The sequence below is a fragment of the Endozoicomonas sp. G2_2 genome (assembly GCF_017744135.1).
Taxonomy (GTDB): domain Bacteria; phylum Pseudomonadota; class Gammaproteobacteria; order Nevskiales; family Salinisphaeraceae; genus Salinisphaera.
Map to the genome: position 1 here is coordinate 13,915 of NZ_JAGHQU010000009.1, position 17,054 is coordinate 30,968.

At 65.8% G+C, this 17,054-nt stretch carries 16 protein-coding genes; 12 read left to right on the forward strand and 4 right to left on the reverse strand.

Annotated elements, in window-relative coordinates; genetic code table 11:
• Positions 1–14 precede the first annotated feature (14 nt).
• The gene (locus J7355_RS11785; protein ID WP_209062939.1) at positions 15–809 is read left to right on the forward strand and encodes a hypothetical protein; all 795 of its coding nucleotides are present in this window, start codon (positions 15–17) and stop codon (positions 807–809) included.
• Between the two features lie 106 nt (positions 810–915).
• On the opposite strand, the gene J7355_RS11790 is transcribed toward J7355_RS11785, so the two are convergent.
• Entirely contained in the window at positions 916–2,160 is a 1,245-nt protein-coding gene (locus tag J7355_RS11790) for an aminotransferase class I/II-fold pyridoxal phosphate-dependent enzyme (RefSeq protein ID WP_209062941.1), read from the reverse strand.
• 198 nt (positions 2,161–2,358) lie between these two features.
• On the opposite strand from J7355_RS11790, the gene J7355_RS11795 reads away from it, so the two are divergent.
• The 6 genes from J7355_RS11795 to J7355_RS11820 all read left to right on the forward strand — a co-directional run bounded on the left by J7355_RS11795 (position 2,359) and on the right by J7355_RS11820 (position 9,382).
• A complete protein-coding gene (locus J7355_RS11795; protein WP_209062943.1) occupies positions 2,359–3,387 on the forward strand; it encodes a D-2-hydroxyacid dehydrogenase in 1,029 nt (342 codons plus the stop codon).
• A 148-nt stretch (positions 3,388–3,535) separates the two neighbouring features.
• Positions 3,536–4,987: an NAD-dependent succinate-semialdehyde dehydrogenase gene (locus tag J7355_RS11800; protein WP_209062945.1), complete on the forward strand. Its 1,452-nt coding sequence runs from the start codon at positions 3,536–3,538 to the stop codon at positions 4,985–4,987.
• Positions 4,988–5,175: 188 nt separating this feature from the next.
• Entirely contained in the window at positions 5,176–6,195 is a 1,020-nt protein-coding gene (locus tag J7355_RS11805; RefSeq protein ID WP_348523033.1) for a histone deacetylase family protein, read from the forward strand.
• Between the two features lie 108 nt (positions 6,196–6,303).
• Positions 6,304–7,323: a UDP-glucose 4-epimerase GalE gene (gene galE, locus J7355_RS11810; protein WP_209062949.1), complete on the forward strand. Its 1,020-nt coding sequence runs from the start codon at positions 6,304–6,306 to the stop codon at positions 7,321–7,323.
• A 108-nt stretch (positions 7,324–7,431) separates the two neighbouring features.
• Complete coding sequence (ada, locus tag J7355_RS11815) at positions 7,432–8,511, forward strand: bifunctional DNA-binding transcriptional regulator/O6-methylguanine-DNA methyltransferase Ada (RefSeq protein ID WP_209062951.1); 1,080 nt, start codon at positions 7,432–7,434, stop codon at positions 8,509–8,511.
• Positions 8,512–8,623: 112 nt separating this feature from the next.
• Entirely contained in the window at positions 8,624–9,382 is a 759-nt protein-coding gene (locus tag J7355_RS11820; protein ID WP_209062953.1) for an SDR family oxidoreductase, read from the forward strand.
• A gap of 7 nt (positions 9,383–9,389) precedes the next feature.
• Here the strand turns inward: J7355_RS11820 and purU are convergent, their stop codons facing one another.
• Positions 9,390–10,247 (reverse strand): formyltetrahydrofolate deformylase, encoded by an 858-nt coding sequence (gene purU, locus J7355_RS11825; RefSeq protein WP_209062955.1) that lies wholly within the window; start codon positions 10,245–10,247, stop codon positions 9,390–9,392.
• A gap of 123 nt (positions 10,248–10,370) precedes the next feature.
• Here purU and dinB point away from each other — a divergent pair, with 123 nt between their 5' ends.
• The 3 genes from dinB (at position 10,371) to J7355_RS11840 (ending at position 12,927) form a co-directional block, all read left to right on the forward strand.
• Positions 10,371–11,444: a DNA polymerase IV gene (dinB, locus tag J7355_RS11830; RefSeq protein ID WP_209062963.1), complete on the forward strand. Its 1,074-nt coding sequence runs from the start codon at positions 10,371–10,373 to the stop codon at positions 11,442–11,444.
• 77 nt (positions 11,445–11,521) lie between these two features.
• Positions 11,522–12,247: a glutathione S-transferase gene (locus tag J7355_RS11835; protein WP_209062964.1), complete on the forward strand. Its 726-nt coding sequence runs from the start codon at positions 11,522–11,524 to the stop codon at positions 12,245–12,247.
• Between the two features lie 23 nt (positions 12,248–12,270).
• Complete coding sequence (locus J7355_RS11840; RefSeq protein WP_209062966.1) at positions 12,271–12,927, forward strand: thiopurine S-methyltransferase; 657 nt, start codon at positions 12,271–12,273, stop codon at positions 12,925–12,927.
• A 6-nt stretch (positions 12,928–12,933) separates the two neighbouring features.
• Here the strand turns inward: J7355_RS11840 and J7355_RS11845 are convergent, their stop codons facing one another.
• Entirely contained in the window at positions 12,934–13,362 is a 429-nt protein-coding gene (locus J7355_RS11845) for a hypothetical protein (protein WP_209062968.1), read from the reverse strand.
• A 133-nt stretch (positions 13,363–13,495) separates the two neighbouring features.
• Here J7355_RS11845 and J7355_RS11850 point away from each other — a divergent pair, with 133 nt between their 5' ends.
• Both J7355_RS11850 and J7355_RS11855 read left to right on the forward strand, forming a co-directional pair.
• Positions 13,496–13,969, forward strand: a complete 474-nt coding sequence (locus J7355_RS11850; RefSeq protein ID WP_209062970.1) for a DUF4442 domain-containing protein — start codon at positions 13,496–13,498, stop codon at positions 13,967–13,969.
• Positions 13,970–14,123: 154 nt separating this feature from the next.
• A complete protein-coding gene (locus tag J7355_RS11855; RefSeq protein ID WP_209062972.1) occupies positions 14,124–15,104 on the forward strand; it encodes a DnaJ C-terminal domain-containing protein in 981 nt (326 codons plus the stop codon).
• 77 nt (positions 15,105–15,181) lie between these two features.
• Here the strand turns inward: J7355_RS11855 and J7355_RS11860 are convergent, their stop codons facing one another.
• Complete coding sequence (locus J7355_RS11860; protein ID WP_209062974.1) at positions 15,182–16,867, reverse strand: AMP-binding protein; 1,686 nt, start codon at positions 16,865–16,867, stop codon at positions 15,182–15,184.
• Between the last annotated feature and the right edge of the window lie 187 nt (positions 16,868–17,054).

Consider the following 17,054-nt stretch of genomic DNA (forward strand, 5'->3'; position numbering starts at 1 on the left):
CCCGGAGCCCTCGCATGACAATCCGTTCTGCACTGACCTGGACAAGCGCTCTGCTAGCGCTCGGTTTCACGGCGCCCGCCGCACTCGCGGCACCGGCCGATGGCGCGCGTTGCTTCAATGGCTATGCCTATACCCTGCAGGGCGACGACTATCGCTACACCGAGCACCACGAACAGCAACGCAGCAACGGCAGGATCACGACCTGGGACGTGGACTATATCGGCACGAATGGCGAGCCCATCGCCCACAAGCAGATGGATTTCAGCGCCAGCGATACCGTGCCCACCTACACACTGGAAATACCGGCCAACGGTTATCGTGAAGGTATACGCCGCGACGGCGAGCAGTGGGTCATGTTTCGCCGCGACAGCGCCGACGCCCCGGAAAAGACCAAATCCTTCAGCATCAAGGCGCCAATGGCTGCCGATTCCGGCTTCGACATGCTGGTCCGCGAGAACTTCGACCGACTCGCCGCCGGTGAAACCGTGCCCTTCAATTTCGCGGCGGCCGGGCGTCAGGCCGTGATCAAGCTGCGCGCGAGCCAGACCGGTACGACCGAATTCGAAGGCCGACAGGCAGTGGTCTTCGATGCCGAGCTGGACATGTTCCTGGTCAACTTCTTCGTCGACTCGCTGAAGCTCACCTACGACCCCGACAGCAAGCGCCTGCTCGAATACCGCGGCATCGGCAACATGCACAACGACGCGGGCGAGGTCTATCCCGTGCGCGTGACCTACGCCAGCGAGATGCCCGACGTCGCCCGCCAGGCCGGCGCGCCAGCCGCCGAATGCGGCTCGACCGACGGCTGAAACTCGCGCTACACCAAACCGGCGGCCATGAAAAAGCCCGGCGCCTGGTGAGGCGGCCGGGCTTTTTTCCGGGAACCTCCCGGAGCCGTTGGCGCGTGACCGACGTCTAGCTGTGCCCGTCCAGTTCGGGCTGGCGCGCCATCCACGGCTGCAGCCGCTGGAAGGCCTCCTCGATGTTTTCCATCGAGGTCGAGTAACTGATGCGCATCAGGCTGTTCGATGCCTCGCCAAAGGCATCGCCCGGAATCACGCAGACACCGGTCTCTTCCAGCATGCGCATGCACAGCTTGCCGGCATCGACACCGTTGGGCAGCGACGGCGCGATATAGAACGCGCCCTGCGGCCAGTAGCCGGTCAGCCCGGGCGTGTCGGCGACCAGGTCCACCACCCGGTCCCGGCGCCGCGAGTATTCGCGCACCATGTCGTCCACGCAGCTCTGATCGCCCAGTAGCGCCGCGACACCCGCCCACTGCGCCGGCGTGCTCGCCACCGTGGTGGTGAACATGTGGTAGCGCCGCAGCGTGCGGATGGTGTTCTGGTCGGCCACGATCCAGCCCACGCGCAGCCCCGGCATGGCATAGGTCTTCGAAAAACTCGACACCACGGCCACGCCGTCGAGGTCGATCGCGCAGGAGAGCACGCTCGGGTATTCGATGTCGTCGAGAATCAGATTGTCGTACACCTCGTCCGACAGGATTTCCACACCGCGATAGGCCGCTTCCTGACAGAGCCATTCGATGGTCTCGCGCGGGTATACGGTTCCCGTGGGGTTGCTCGGCGAATTGAGGATGATCGCGTGCGTGTTCGGCCCGATCATGTTGATGATGCGCTCGGGGTCGATCTGATGGCCTTCGCTGGCCTTGGTCGGCACCGTGCGCACCTGCCCGCCGTTCATGCGAATGAGCGGCGCATACAGCAGGAACGTCGGATCGGCGATGATGAACTCGCGCCCCGGCGCGGCCATCGCCGTAATCATGAGGTAGATGCCTTCCGTGGCACCGGTGGTGATCAGGAAATTGTCTTCCGACAGCGTGCTGCGGTACTTCTCGTTGTAGTAGTCCTTGAGCGCGGTCAGCAGCTCGGGCAGGCCCGCATCCATGGTGTAGCCGGTCTGCCCCGCCTCCAGCGCGTGGATGTGCGCGTCGATGATATGGCGCGGGGTCGGGAAATCCGGCTGGCCAATCGACAGATGCACCACGTCGTCGAGCTCGGCGGCGCGATTGACCATGCGCCGGATGCCCGAAATCGGTATCGCGTGCATCGCCGGGTTCCAGACCAGTCGGTCGCGGACATAGCGCTCGTCGGGATCCGACGACAGAAGCTCGTTTTTGTTGCTCAGATTCGCGACCATGACTGCCCCTAGACACAAGATGAGGACGGCCCCCGAGGGGCCTATTGCGCCGAGCGTAGTCAGGTCTTGCAATCGCGGTCAACACAAGGCGTGTGCAGGCTTTGCGACGCCTATTGACGCTTGCGTCGGGGTCTGGGTACCGTGCGGCATGATCATCGACACTGCGCGGTTCATGCATGCCGGCGCGCCGGAGCGTTCATGAGCCACGAGACCTTCGACCATTCCGCGCCAGACGGCGCGGCCGAAAGCGACGAGCCCCGACCCCGGATCACCGTCCTGAGCGACAGCCCGGAGGGCCCCGCCTCGGTTCAACGCCTGCACGCGCACGGCGAGATCCGACTGGCGCACGACGAGGCCAGCCTGCGCGAGGCGCTACCCGGCAGCGATATTCTGCTGGTCACCGATTTCCGCACCGAAGCCCTGGAAGCGGCCTGGCCGGCGGCCGACTCGCTGCGCTGGGTTCACGCGGCGAGTGCCGGCGTCGATCAGCTGATGTTCGACGCGCTGATCGAATCCGACATTCCGGTCACCAATGCCCAGGGCATCTTCGACCGCTCGATCGCGGAATACGTGCTCGGCGCCATCCTCATGTTCGCCAAGGACACGCGCAGCAACATCCGTTACCAGCAGGAACGCCGCTGGGTGCATCGCGATACCGAATCCATCCACGGCGAACGTGTGCTTGTCGCCGGCGCGGGCTCGATCGGCCGCGAGATCGGGCGCCTGTGCAAGGCCGTGGGCATGGACGTGACCGGCATTGCGCGCCGCGCGCGCGCCGCGGACGACGTATTCTCCGCGGTGCATGCCGCCGACGACATCGACGCCCACCTGCCCGATGCCGATTACGTGGTGGTCGCCGCGCCCCTGACCGAAGCCACGGAAGGCTGGTTCGACAAGCAGCGCTTCGCCGCGATGGCGCCGCACGCGCGGTTCATCAACATCGGCCGCGGACCGATCGTGGTCACCGACGATCTGGTCGATGCGCTGGTCAACGAACAGATCGCCGGCGCCGCGCTGGACGTGTTCGAACAGGAACCCCTGCCGGCGGACCACCCGCTATGGGGCCTGGACAACGTGCTGATGTCGGCACACATGGCCGGCGACTTCATCGGCTGGCGCGACGCGCTCATCGATCAGTTTCTGGCCAATCTGGACAACTGGCGCAGCGGTGCGGCGCTTTTCAACCAGGTCAGCAAAACCCACGGCTACGCGCCCGGCCGTCAATGACGACCGTATCCATGCCGCTGGTCTTTAAACCGGGCGTTTCGCCCCGATCACTCATGCATGACGCATGGCTGCGTGTGGCACTGCCGGTGGCCGCCGCACGCAGCATTGCGCCGCCCAATTCGTCGTCACGACAGGACCGAGGACACTCATGATCGAATCCTATCTGCTCAAGAACATTTCCGGTTACATAGACGGCCAGTGGGTGGAGGCCGACTCGGGTGACACCGTCGATGTGTTCAACCCGGCCAACGGCAAGACACTCGCCGCCATTCCGAAGATGGGCAAGGCAGAAACCCGGCGCGCCATCGAGGCCGCCAAGGGCGCGCTGACCGAGCCGAACGATCTCGAAACCCGCCGCGAGTGGCTGGAGGACATTCGGGATGCGCTCATCGACGAGAAGGAAGAGATCGGCCGCATCCTCTGTCTCGAGCACGGCAAGCCGTGGAAGGAAGCCCAGGGCGAAGTCGAATACGCCGCCGGCTTCTTCGACTACTGCGCGAAGAACATCGACATCCTCAAGCCACACGAGCTCGAGGAGAAGGCCAAGGACTGCACCTGGACGATCCATCATCGTCCGATTGGCGTGGTCGGCCTGATCACGCCGTGGAACTTCCCGATCGGCATGATCGCCAAGAAGATCGCCCCGGCAATCGCGGCTGACTGCCCGAGCGTGATCAAGCCGGCCACCGAAACGCCGCTGACCATGATCGCGATGTTCCAGCTCTTCCACGAGCGCCTGGAACTGCCCAAGGGCTATGTGAACCTGGTTATGGGCTCCTCCAGCGAGATCGGCGGCGAGCTGACCAGTTCGCCGGACGTGCCCATGCTGTCGTTCACCGGCTCCACCGAGGTCGGCAAGCTGCTCATGGAACAGAGCACCGACCAGGTCAAGAAGCTGGGCCTGGAACTCGGCGGCAACGCGCCGTTCATCGTCTTCGACGATGCCGATATCGACCATGCGACTACACAGCTGGTGGGCAACAAGTTCCGTGGCGGCGGCCAGACCTGCGTCTGCGCCAACCGCATCTACGTCCAGTCGGGCATCTACAAGGAATTCACCGACAAGCTGGTGGAAAAGGTCAAGGCGCTCAAGGTCGGCGACGGCATGGACGAAGACATCGACGTCGGCCCGCTGATCAACAAGGGCGGCTTCGAGAAGGTCCAGAACCACGTTGCCGATGCGCTTTCCAAGGGCGCCAAGCTGGTTGCCGGCAAGCACCCGGACGAACTCGACGCCGACAAGAACCTGTTCTACACCCCGACCGTGATCACCGGCGTGACCCACGACATGGCCTGCTGCAAGGAAGAGACCTTTGGCCCGCTCGTGCCGATGATCGAATTCGAGAACGAAGACGAGGTCGTGGAACTGGGCAACACCACCGAGTTCGGTCTCGCCGCCTATGTGTTCACCAAGGACGACAAACGCGCGCAGAAGACCATTCGCGGCCTGCACTTCGGCCATTGCGGCTGGAACACCGGCACCGGCCCCGCGCCGCATGCGCCGTTCGGCGGCATGAAGCAGTCGGGCATCGGCCGTGAAGGCGGCGACGACGGCATCATGGAGTTCGTCGAGCCCCAGACCGTACCGCGCGGCAAGTAACGCCACCGCGCATCACGGGCGTATCCGGGCCGGCGGGTGTACCCGCCGGCCTTTTTCATGCGCACGATCTTTCGGTCCTCCCGTCAAAAGCATTGCAGCGACAAGCGATGCGGGCGTATGTTGCGAGGCGGCCGGGCCGTTACGTTCGCCGGCCGATCCACTTGTCGAACAACCGGAAAACCGTCGCCGTGAAAGCCTATTTCGATCCGATCCAGAACGAGCATGTGCCCCGCAGCTATCTGACCCGTGGTCAGATGCGCGCGCCGCAGGAAATTCCGGCCCGCACACCGCCGCTGGTCACCGCCCTGGAGGGGCTGAACATCGAAATCGGCAAACCGGTGGATCACGGCATGGACGTGATCTCCCAGGTGCACGATCTGGGCTATCTGCGCTTTCTCGAGTCCGCGCACCGGCGCTGGATGGAGATCCCCGACGACTGGGGCAACGAGGTGATGTCCAATATCTTCGTGCGCTCGCCGAACCCGCTGAAGGGCATCCTCGCCGAATCGGCCCGTTATCAGGCCGACGGCAGCTGCCCGATCGGCGAAGGCACCTGGAAGGCCGCCTATGCGTCGGCCCAGACCGCGCTGACCGCGGCCGACGACATTCTCGCCGGCGAGCGCTACGCCTACGGCCTGTGCCGCCCACCGGGCCATCACGCCCGCCGCGACGGCGCCGGCGGCTTCTGCTATCTCAACAACGCGGCGATCGCCGCCGAGGCGCTACGCACGAAATTCGAGCGCGTGGCGATTCTCGACCCGGACATGCACCACGGCCAGGGCATTCAGGAGATCTTCTACGAGCGTGACGACGTGCTCTATATCTCCATCCACGGCGACTCGACCAACTTTTACCCGGTGGTCACTGGGCATGAAGAAGAACGTGGCGCCGGCCAGGGTTACGGCTACAACATCAACCTGCCGATGCCGCACGGTTCGCCGGAAGAAACCTTCTTCGAAAAACTCGACGAAGCCGTCGCTGCAATCCGGCTTTTCAGCGCCGACGTGCTGGTACTGCCACTGGGCTTCGATATCTACAAGGACGACCCGCAGGCCAAGGTCGCCGTCACCAGCGAAGGCTTCGCCCGGATCGGCCGGGCCATGGCCGGTCTGGACATGCCGGTCTGCGTGATTCAGGAAGGCGGCTACGACATCGACAGCCTGGAAGAAAACGCGCGCCAGTTCTTCACCGGCCTGCTCGACCGATAGGCAAGACGCGGTGTCGCGCAGGGCGCGCGACACCGTTGTCGTATGATGACGCTAGGCGCGTCGTGAGAACGCCCGGCTCGCTCGCCGGCGCGTGAAAGGAGTTCGACGATGGTGATGCTTCTGACCGGCGGCGCCGGCTATATCGGCTCGCATACCGCGCTCGTGCTGCTCGAGGCCGGGTACGAGGTGGTCGTCTACGACAACCTCTCCAATGCCTCGCGTGAATCGTTGCGGCGCGTGGAGCGGCTCACGGGACGCACGCTGACCTTCATCGAGGCTGATATACGCGATACCGCCCGTCTTCAAAAGGCGCTCACCGACCACGCGGTCGATGCGGTCATCCATTTCGCCGGCCTCAAGGCCGTGGGCGAAAGCACGGAAAAACCGCTGGCCTACTACGAAAACAATGTCGGCGGCACGCTGTCGCTATGCGAGGCGATGACCGCTGCCGGCGTGCATACCCTGGTGTTCAGTTCGTCGGCGACCGTCTATGCCGCCTCCGACGACATGCCGCTGGCCGAGACCGCGCCCACGGGCCGGCCGACCAACCCCTACGGCAGCTCCAAGCTGATGATCGAGTGGATCCTGCGCGATTTGCAGGCCGCGCAGCCGGACTGGTCGATCGCGATTCTGCGCTATTTCAACCCCGCCGGCGCCCACGACAGCGGCGAGATTGGCGAGGACCCGAACGGCATCCCCAACAACTTGCTGCCCTATGTCTCCCAGGTTGCCATCGGGCGCCTGCCGCAGCTGTCCGTCTACGGCAGCGATTACCCCACCCCCGACGGTACCGGCGTGCGCGACTATATCCACGTCATGGATCTGGCCGAAGGTCATCTGAAGGCCGCGGATGCGATCTGGGGCCAGCCGGGCGTGTACACCTGGAACCTCGGGGCCGGCACCGGCCATTCCGTGCTCGATGCGGTACGTGCCTTCGAGCGCGTCAGCGGCCGCGAAGTGCCCTATCGCATCGTCGACCGCCGCCCCGGCGATCTCGCCCAGTGCTGGGCCAACCCGCAGAAGGCCGAAACCGATCTGAACTGGCGCTGCCGCCGCAGCCTCGACGACATCATGGCCGACGCCTGGCGCTGGCAATCGCAAAACCCCGAGGGTTACGGTCGCGACTAGAGGCGGTATCACGGTTTGCCCGCGACGACGAATTGAACCGCAAGTTCACGAGTGCGCGCTGCCGGGCAACGCCCTACTCTGATGGCATGAGTCGCTCTGGAAACCGCGATGTGCGAGACCAAGCCACAGCTACGCCCTGCGCCCTATTCCACCGATAACGCGCGCTGGGCCGCTATCGCCCGCAACGATGCACGCGCCGACGGGGTATTCGTGTATGCGGTGCGTACGACCGGAATCTATTGTCGGCCGAGCTGCAGGTCGCGCCTGCCGCGGCGCGAAAACGTCACGTTTCACGACGACGGCGAGGCCGCAAGGGCGGCCGGTTATCGCCCGTGCAAACGCTGTACGCCGGATCGCGCCACGGCTACGGCGCCGCATATCACGCGTATCGCCCGCGCCTGCCGGCTGATCGAAACGCGGCTCGAAGCCCCCACGCTCGACGAACTGGCAGACCATGTCGGGGTCAGCGCCTATCACTTCCATCGTCTGTTCAAGCGCCAGACCGGGCTGACGCCCCATCAATATGCCGCAGCCGTTCGCGATCGACGCCTGCAGGCCAACCTGTCGACAGACCAGTCCGTCACCACGGCCATGCTCGACGCCGGGTTCGCGTCGAGCGGCCAGTTCTATGCCGGCACCGATGCGTCGCTCGGCATGACGCCAAGCCGCTACCGCGACGGCGGCAGAGGCGCGACGATACGTTTCGCGGTCGGCGAATGCGCGCTCGGCAGCGTACTGGTCGCGGGCACGGCGCGCGGCGTCTGCGACATCAGGCTCGGCGACGCGCCGGAACCGCTGGTGCAGGCTCTTCAGGATCGTTTCACGAACGCCGAACTGATCGGCGACGACGCCGATTTTCAGGCGCATGTCGCGCGTGTGGTTGCGTTCGTCGAGCGGCCGGGCGTCGGGCTCGACCTGCCGCTGGATATTCGCGGCACCGCCTTCCAGCGGCGCGTCTGGCAGGCGCTGCGCGAGATTCCGTGCGGCGAGACCGCGAGCTACACGGCGATCGCCGCGCGCATCGGCGCGCCGACATCAAGCCGCGCGGTCGCGGGCGCCTGCGCCGCCAACACGCTGGCACTCGCCATTCCCTGCCATCGCGTGGTGCGCCAGGACGGCAGCCTCTCCGGTTATCGCTGGGGCGTGGCACGAAAGCGTGCCCTGCTGGACCGCGAACGTTCGACCTGACACCTCCCACCGGTCAAGAACCGCTTGATCTGGCGAGCCGCGCCCGCAGGGATGCGGTATGCGCCCCATGTTCGACGGCATGCGGCGCCCCGTTCGCTAGCAGGAGCAGCACATGTCGAGACAGATCGCTTTCATCACCGGCGCGAGCCGCGGGCTGGGCCGCAGCATGGCGCTGCATCTCGCAGCGGCCGGCATCGATGTGATCGGCACCTACCGCAGTCACGAGGACGACGCGCAGGCGGTGGCCCGCGAAATCGAGGCGGCCGGCGGAACCGCCGCGATGCTGGCGCTCGACGTGGGCGACAGCCACGCCTTCGACGCGCTGAAACAGACGTTGCAGGACACCTTGCAGCGCGGTTTCGGCCGCACCGAACTGGATTTCGTGATCCACAACGCCGGCAACGGCATCCTCGCGCCCTACCAGGAAACGACCGAAGACGATCTCGACGCGCTCTACCGCGTGCATTTCAAGGGGCCATATCTACTCAGCCAGGCGCTTCTGCCGCTGATCGCGCGCGGCGGGCGCATCCTGAACGTGTCCACCGCGGCGACGCGCTTCGTACTCGAAAACCACTGCGCCTATTCGGCGATGAAGAGCGCGCTCGAGGTCACCACCCGCTATATGGCCAAGGAACTCGGCGATCGCCAGATCACGGTGAACGCGATCGCACCGGGCGCCGTGGAAACCGACTTCGCCGGCGGCGCGGTCCGCGACAACCCGGAGCTCAACGAGCATTTCGCCTCGATCACGCCGTTGGGGCGTACCGCCAAGCCCGAGGATATCGGCGCGGCGGTGGCCGGCCTGCTGTCCCGCGATTTCGCCTGGCTCAACGGCCAGCGTATCGAGCTGACCGGCGGGCAGTCGCTCTAGCACTGCGCTAGAGGACCACGGTACGCCGGCCGCTGATCAGCACGCGGTCTTCCAGATGATGGCGCAGGCCGCGGGCGAGCACGGCCTTTTCGATGTCCTTGCCGTAGCGCACGAGATCGCGAACCGTGTCGCCGTGGTCCACGCGGGTGACGTCCTGGTCGATGATCGGGCCCTGGTCGAGTTCCGGGGTGACGTAGTGACAGGTCGCCCCCACCTGCTTCACGCCGCGCTGGTAGGCCTGCAGATAGGGCTGGGCGCCGACGAAGCTGGGCAGGAAACTGTGGTGAATATTGAGGATGCGCCCGGGAAAGCGGTCGCAGAGTTCGGCGGGCAGGATCTGCATGAAGCGCGCGAGCACCATGGTCTCGCCGCCGGATTCCACGAACAGCCGCTCGATCTCGGCCCAGGCTTCGGGCTTGTTGTCCTTGGTAACGGGCACGTGGTGAAAACGAATGCCGTGCCATTCGACCAGCCCGCGCGCATCGGCATGGTTTGAAATCACGCAGGGAATCTCGATATCCAGCTCGCGCGACTGCCAGCGTTCGAGCAGATCGTAGAGACAGTGCATCTGCTTCGATACCAGAATCACGACCCGCTTTTTTACCGCGCTGTCGCTGATCTGCCAGTCCATGTCGAGTTCGCGCGCGATCGGCTCGAAACGCCGCCGCAGTTCGCTCAGATGAAAGGCCAGCGAATCCGCGCGGACTTCCACGCGCATGAAGAAGCGCTGGCTGTCTTCGTCGGAATGCTGGCTGGAACGCAGAATCCAGCCGCCGTTGTCGGCAAAGAAACCGGACACGCGGGAGACGATGCCGACCCGATCCGGGCAGGAGAAACGCAGGGTAAAATGACGCGGACGATCCATGGATGAAACCGTTGACATGAACGCAGGGCAGCCGTGCGACGTGCCCGCTGCAAAGCCGGCTATGGTAGCGCGACCGCGGTGCAATTTCGGCATCGGCCGCTGTACTGACCCCACGCGCATGCCATGAGCGAGACGCTGCGCAAGATCGTGCATGTTGATATGGACGCCTTCTATGCGTCCGTCGAGCAACGCGACGATCCCGCGCTGGTCGGCAAACCCGTGGTGGTGGCCAAGCGCGGGCTGCGCTCGGTGGTCACCGCGGCGAGCTACGAGGCGCGCGTATTCGGCGTGCGTTCGGCCATGCCCGCGGTGCGCGCCGAGCGGCTGTGCCCGCAGGCGATTTTCGTCGACCCGCACTTCGATCGCTACAAGGCCGTCTCGCGCCAGATTCGCGCGATCTTTCTGCGCCATACCGACCTGGTCGAGCCGCTGTCGCTGGACGAGGCCTATCTCGACGTTACGATCACGCACACCCACATGCCGTCCGCGACGGAGGCCGCACGGGTGATCCGCGCCGAGATCAAGACCGCAACCGGGCTGACCGCCTCGGCCGGCATCGCGCCGAACAAGTTTCTGGCCAAGATTGCCTCGGACTGGCGCAAGCCGGACGGCCAGTTCGTGATTACGCCGAAGCGCGTCGAAGCCTTCCTGCTGCCACTGCCGATCGGCAAGGTGCCGGGCGTGGGGCCGAAGATGAAGCAGAAGCTCGCCGCGCTCGATGTGCACACGGTCGGCGATCTGCGCGCGTTCGAGCGAGAAGATCTGGTGCAGCGCTATGGCCGATGGGGCCGGCGGCTCTACGAACTCGCCCGCGGCATCGACGACCGCCCGGTGCAGCCCAAACGCGATGCCGCGCAGGTCTCCAGCGAGGACACGCTGCGCGAGGATCTGCGCCTGGTCGATCTCACCCCGCATATCGAACGGCTCGCGGAAAAGACCTGGGCCAACCACGAGCGCAAGCAGCCGCGCGTGGCGCGCACGGTGGTGCTCAAGCTCAAGACCACCGATTTTCGGATACTCACCCGCAGCTTCACGCCGCCGAGCCGACCCACCTCTGCCGCCGAAGTCGCGCAGATCGCCTGCGCGTTGCGCGACCGGGTCGACGACGCCGACCACACCCGCTACCGGCTGGTGGGGGTCGGCCTGTCCGGCTTCGTGGACGGTCGCGAGGAAGCCGTACAGCCCAGTCTCATCTAGGCGCTGCGTCGCGCATTTGACCCCGGCCGGGGCGTTTGCTGCGATCCCGTATCGGCCCTGCAGATCGAGGAGTGGCGATGCGCTACGCGCTCTACTACTGGCCCGGCATTCCCGGGCGCGGTGAATTCGTGCGCCTTGCGCTGGAAGACGCCGGCGCGGCGTATGTGGATATCGCAGCTGAACAGGCCGATGGGCTGGCCGCCGTCGACCGTGGTCTGGATTTCGATGCGTCGTCGCGTGCGCCCTTCGCCCCGCCCTTTCTGCGCGCAGGCGATATCGAGGTGTCGCATGTCGCCAATATTCTCGCCTTTCTCGGGCCGCGGCTGAGTCTCGCGCCGGAAACCGAGGCCGATCGGCTCTGGTGGCACGGCTTGCAGCTCACCCTGGCCGACTTCACCGCCGAAATCCACGACACCCACCACCCCATCGCCTCCGGCCTTCACTACGAGGATCAGAAGCCCGAGGCGGCGCGACGCGCGGGCGTCTTTGTCGACACGCGCCTGCCCAGATTTCTCGACTACTTCGAAGCGGTGCTGACGCATAACCCGGCAGGGGAACACTGGCTGGTTGGCAACGCCTGTACCACCGCCGATCTCAGCCTGTTCCAGATTCTCGCCGGGCTCGACTACGCCTTTCCGAACGCGATGCGCGCGCACGCCAAGGCGATACCCCGCCTGCGTCGACTGGCCGCCGCCGTTGCAGCGCGCGAGCGTCTGGCCGCCTACCTGAAATCGCCGCGGCGCATGGCGTTCAACAACGACGGCATATTCCGGCACTATCCGGAACTGGATCTGAAGGCCTGAGCGCCGCACCCGGGGATACCGAAATGGAACACGAGTTCTGGCACGAGCGCTGGGCGCAGCAGCAGATTGGCTTTCACCAGCCCGACGGGCATCCCATGCTCGCCCGCCACTGGCCCGGGCTCGATCTCGCGCCAACCGCGCGTGTGCTCGTGCCGCTATGCGGCAAGACGCCGGACATGGCCTGGCTTGCACGTCGCGGGCATGGTGTTGTGGGTATCGAACTCAGCGCGGTTGCGGCCGCCGATTTCTTTGCGACTCAGCAGCTCGAGCCACAAATCGAGCAGATCGGGGCATTCACGCGCTACCGCGCGTCCGGCATCGAAATCTGGGTGGGCGACTTCTTCGCCGCCGATACACGGCTGCTCGGACGGTTCGAATGTTTCTACGACCGCGCGGCCCTCATCGCACTGCCGCCGGCGATGCGTGGCGATTACGTGACGCATCTGCACGGCCTGCTCGAAACCGCGGCGCGCGGGCTGCTGATCACACTCGACTATGACCAGAACGAAATGAAAGGGCCGCCCTTTGCCGTACCCGAAACCGAGGTGCGCCGGCAGTTCGCCGCGGCCACCGTCGAAACCATCGACAGCGATCATGGCCGCGCCGGTCAGGGCATGCTGCACAACCGGCGTGTAAAGAACGCCAGCGAACACGTCTACCGCATCACGCGCGGTCGGTGAGCGCGGCTAGTCCGGCGTTTCCTCGTAACGACGCAGGCGGCGCATCAGCCCCCGCGCGGCAAGCGTCAGACCGCCGACGATCAGCAGCGCGACCATCGCATACACCCAGAACGGCAGATCTCGCCCGACTGCCAGAACGTAGAGATACGGCGCCGTGTAACAAAGCGCCCAGACAAAGATCAGCAACGCGAGCGGCCGCTGTTTGCGGATATGGTGGAACAGCCAGCCGCTCACGATCAGGAACGGCCCCGTGCTCACCAGATAGATGAGCACGAAGAGCAGCGGGTCCACGGCATGGGCTTCGGCTATGCCACTGAGGTAGTCGATCATCGCACGCAGGCTGGTTGTGGATAGCGACGCGCCGTCGCTGCGTTCCATGGGCACGGGAGCTTCGCCACGATACGGTGTTTGCCCGGTATTGGACAGCCACCGCATGCCACTGTCTGTCAGCGCACCCTACGCATCTACAGGCCGCCGGGATGCCGCGGCGCGACAGACCGCGAGCCGACTGGGGCATAGCCGCGCCTGCGGCTAGAATGGTGCGACAGTCTTTTGCAAAAAAACCGCCATGCACCCTGCCGTACTTCGCCGGATGATGAACGTCTGGCCGCCCTTCGCCGCCAGCGGCATCCATGTCACGCATATGGCGTCCGACTGGTCGCGGGTGCGGGTCGAACTGCGGCTGCGGCCCTGGAACCGCAACTACATGGGCACCCAGTTCGGCGGCCATCTGTTCAAGATGTGCGACCCGTTCTGGGCGATCATGGCGCTGGAACGCATGGGTCGCGAATACATCGTCTGGGATGCGGCCGGCGAGATCGACTTTGTCGCGCCGGGCCGCGAGACGGTGCATACCGAATTCGTCCTCGACGAGGCCACCTGCGACGAGATGCGCGAAGCCACGGCGACGGGCAAGAAGCACCTGCGCTGGTTCGAGAACGACATCGTCACCGCCGACGGAACCGTGGTCGCCCGCGTGCGCAAGCAGCTCTATGTCCGGCGCAAGCCCAGGCGCGGCCCGAAACGCCAGAGCCGCGGCTGACCGACCACCACCGACACTACCGCAGCGCGGCCGCCGACCGCGGCCTGCTTGGCGTGATTCACGCGTGGAATCGCGATGATTGGAATCGCCGCACCAGTCGCCATATTGAGGGCATGGGTCAGCCGCGGCCGCTCGCGCCGCACGGAGAGAAGGCTTGGAATACAAGGATTACTACAAGATTCTGGGCGTGGCCCGCGATGCTTCGGCAGACGACATCAAGCGCGCCTACCGTAAGCTCGCGCGCAAATACCACCCGGACGTGAGTGCCGAAACGGACGCCGACACCCGGTTCAAGGAAGCCAACGAAGCCTACGAGGTGCTCAAGGATCCGAAAAAGCGGGCCGCCTACGATCAGATCGACCCGACCCGCGCCCACTCGCGCCAGGGCTTCGAACCGCCGCCCGGCTGGAACCCGGGATACGAATTTCGCGGTGCCGGCGCGCCCGGCGCCGACACCTCGGGCTTCAGCGACTTCTTCGAATCGCTTTTCGGCCGCGGCTTTGGCGGCTTCGGCCATGCCGGTGCGGGCGCCGGCGCGCCGCGCGGCAGCGCGGCGACCCGCGGCCAGGACCATGTCTCGCGCGTCGAACTCGATCTCGAGGATGCCTTCACCGGCGGCAGCCGCACGATTCGCCTGCGTGCGCCGACGCGCGACGAACGCGGCCGCATGGTCGAACGCGAGCGCTCGCTGAAGATCAACGTGCCCAAGGGCGTACGCGCCGGTCAGCAGCTGCGGCTATCCGGCCAGGGCATGCCGGGCACGCACGGCGGCGCCGCGGGCGATCTGTATCTGGAGATCGCGTTTCGCGCGCACCCCTATTTTCGGCTCGACGGCACCGACCTGGTGCTCGACCTGCCGGTCGCGCCCTGGGAGGCCGCGCTGGGCGCCACGGTGAAGACCCCGACCCCCGCCGGCCCGGTGGATCTTCGTATCCCGCCGAATTCCAACAGCGGCAAACGGCTGCGGCTCAAGGGCCGCGGCATGCCCGGCAAGACGCCCGGCGATCTCTACGTGGTACTGGCCATCACCCTGCCGCCGATCGACAACAGCGACGCCGGCGACGAGGCCCGCGCCGTCTACGAGCGCATGGCCGAAGCCATGCCGTTTAACCCGCGCGCCCGCCTGGGTGTCTAGGCGCGCGCCACCGCTCCGATCACGACCCGGGTGAACGATCGCTCTGGCGGCGTGCGCCTCCCGATGCCGATAGCCGCTCAGCGGGACGCGAGGTCGAGTTCGTCGATCATCTGCTCGCGCATGCGGTATTTCTGCACCTTGCCGGTGACGGTCAGCGGAAAGCCTTCGACGAAGCGCACGTAGCGCGGGATCTTGTAGTGGGCGATCTCGCCTTCGCAGAAGGCGCGCAGGCCGGCCTCGTCGAGCGATTCGCCGGCCGCCAGCTGCACCCAGGCACAGATCTCTTCGCCGAAGCGTTCGTCCGGCACGCCGATCACCTGCACGTCGGCGACCGCCGGGTGGCGATAGAGATACTCCTCGATCTCGCGCGGATAGATATTCTCACCGCCGCGGATGACCATGTCCTTGAGCCGGCCGACGATCCGGCAGTACCCGGCGTCGTCCATGACGGCGAGATCGCCGGTATGCATCCAGCGCGCCGCATCGATGGACTCGGCGGTGCGGGCGTCGTCGTCCCAGTAGCCCAGCATGACGCTGTAACCGCGGGTGCAGTATTCACCCGGCTCGCCGCGCGGCACCACCCGGCCCTCGACGTTCACGATCTTGATCTCCAGATGGGGATGCACCCGCCCCACCGTGGACACCCGCGCTTCCATGGCATCGTCGACGGCGGTCTGGCAGCTCACCGGCGAGGTTTCGGTCATGCCGTAGCAGATTGTCACCTCGTCCATATGCATCTCGTCGATCACCCGCTGCATGACGGCCTGCGGACACGGTGAGCCGGCCATGATGCCGGTCCGCAGGCTGGACAGATCATAGTCGGCGAAATCGGGCTGGCCCATTTCGGCGATGAACATGGTCGGCACGCCGTAAAGCGCGGTACAGCGTTCGCCCGCCACCGCTTCGAGCGTGGCCACCGGCTCGAAGGACGCCGCCGGATAGATCACCGCCGCGCCGTGAGTGAGCGCGCCGAGATTGCCCATCACCATGCCGAAGCAGTGATACAGGGGTACCGGCACGGCGATACGATCGGTATCGGTCAGGCCCATGCCCTGGCCCACGAACAGGCCGTTGTTGAGAATGTTGTGATGCGACAGCGTCGCGCCTTTCGGCCGGCCGGTCGTGCCGCTGGTGAATTGGATATTGATCGGCTCGTCGGCCTGCAGCAGCGGCGCGAGTTCCTCGACCCGCGCGACGTGCGCCTCGGCAACGCGTTCGGGCAGCTCGTCGAAGTTGAGCATGCCGGGCGTGCGTTCGTCGCCGAGGCGGATGATCATGTCGAGCGTCGGCAGCGCCGCGCTCTCGAGCGCGCCGGGCGCGCAGTCGGCCAGCTCCGGGGCGAGCGACTGCAGGATCTCGATATAGTCGCTGGCGGAGTGGCGCGGCATGACGACCAGCGCACGGCAGCCGACCTTGTTGAGCGCGTACTCCACCTCGGCGCGCCGGTATGCCGGATTGATGTTGACCAGAATGAGCCCCGCCTTGGCGCTGGCGTACTGGGTGATCAGCCACTCCGCACAGTTATGCGCCCAGATACCGATCCGCTCGCCCGGCGCGAGCCCCAGCGCCACGAAGGCGGCCGCGTACCGATCCACCTGCTGCTTGAGTTCGGCGTAGCGCCAGCGTATCGACTGGTGACAGCTGACCAGTGCCAGGTTGTCGGGCCACTGTTCGGCCGCACGGTCGAACGCCTGCCCGATGGTCTCGCCCTGCAGGGGCGTGGGGTGCGCGCCGTGGGTATAGCTCGGCTTGGCCGTGCGCATGTTGTCGCTCCTCCGGCATCCGTCGATGCCCGCCGTCGCAGCCGCTTTGCCGCTGCTGTTGTTGTGGTTCGATTACCGCAACAACGGCCGCGAAAGACAAGCGATCACAGTCGTGTGCCCGCCAAACGGCCCGACCGGCGCGCGGCGATGGCCGTATTGACGCGTTCACGCCGTCGCCGGCGCCACC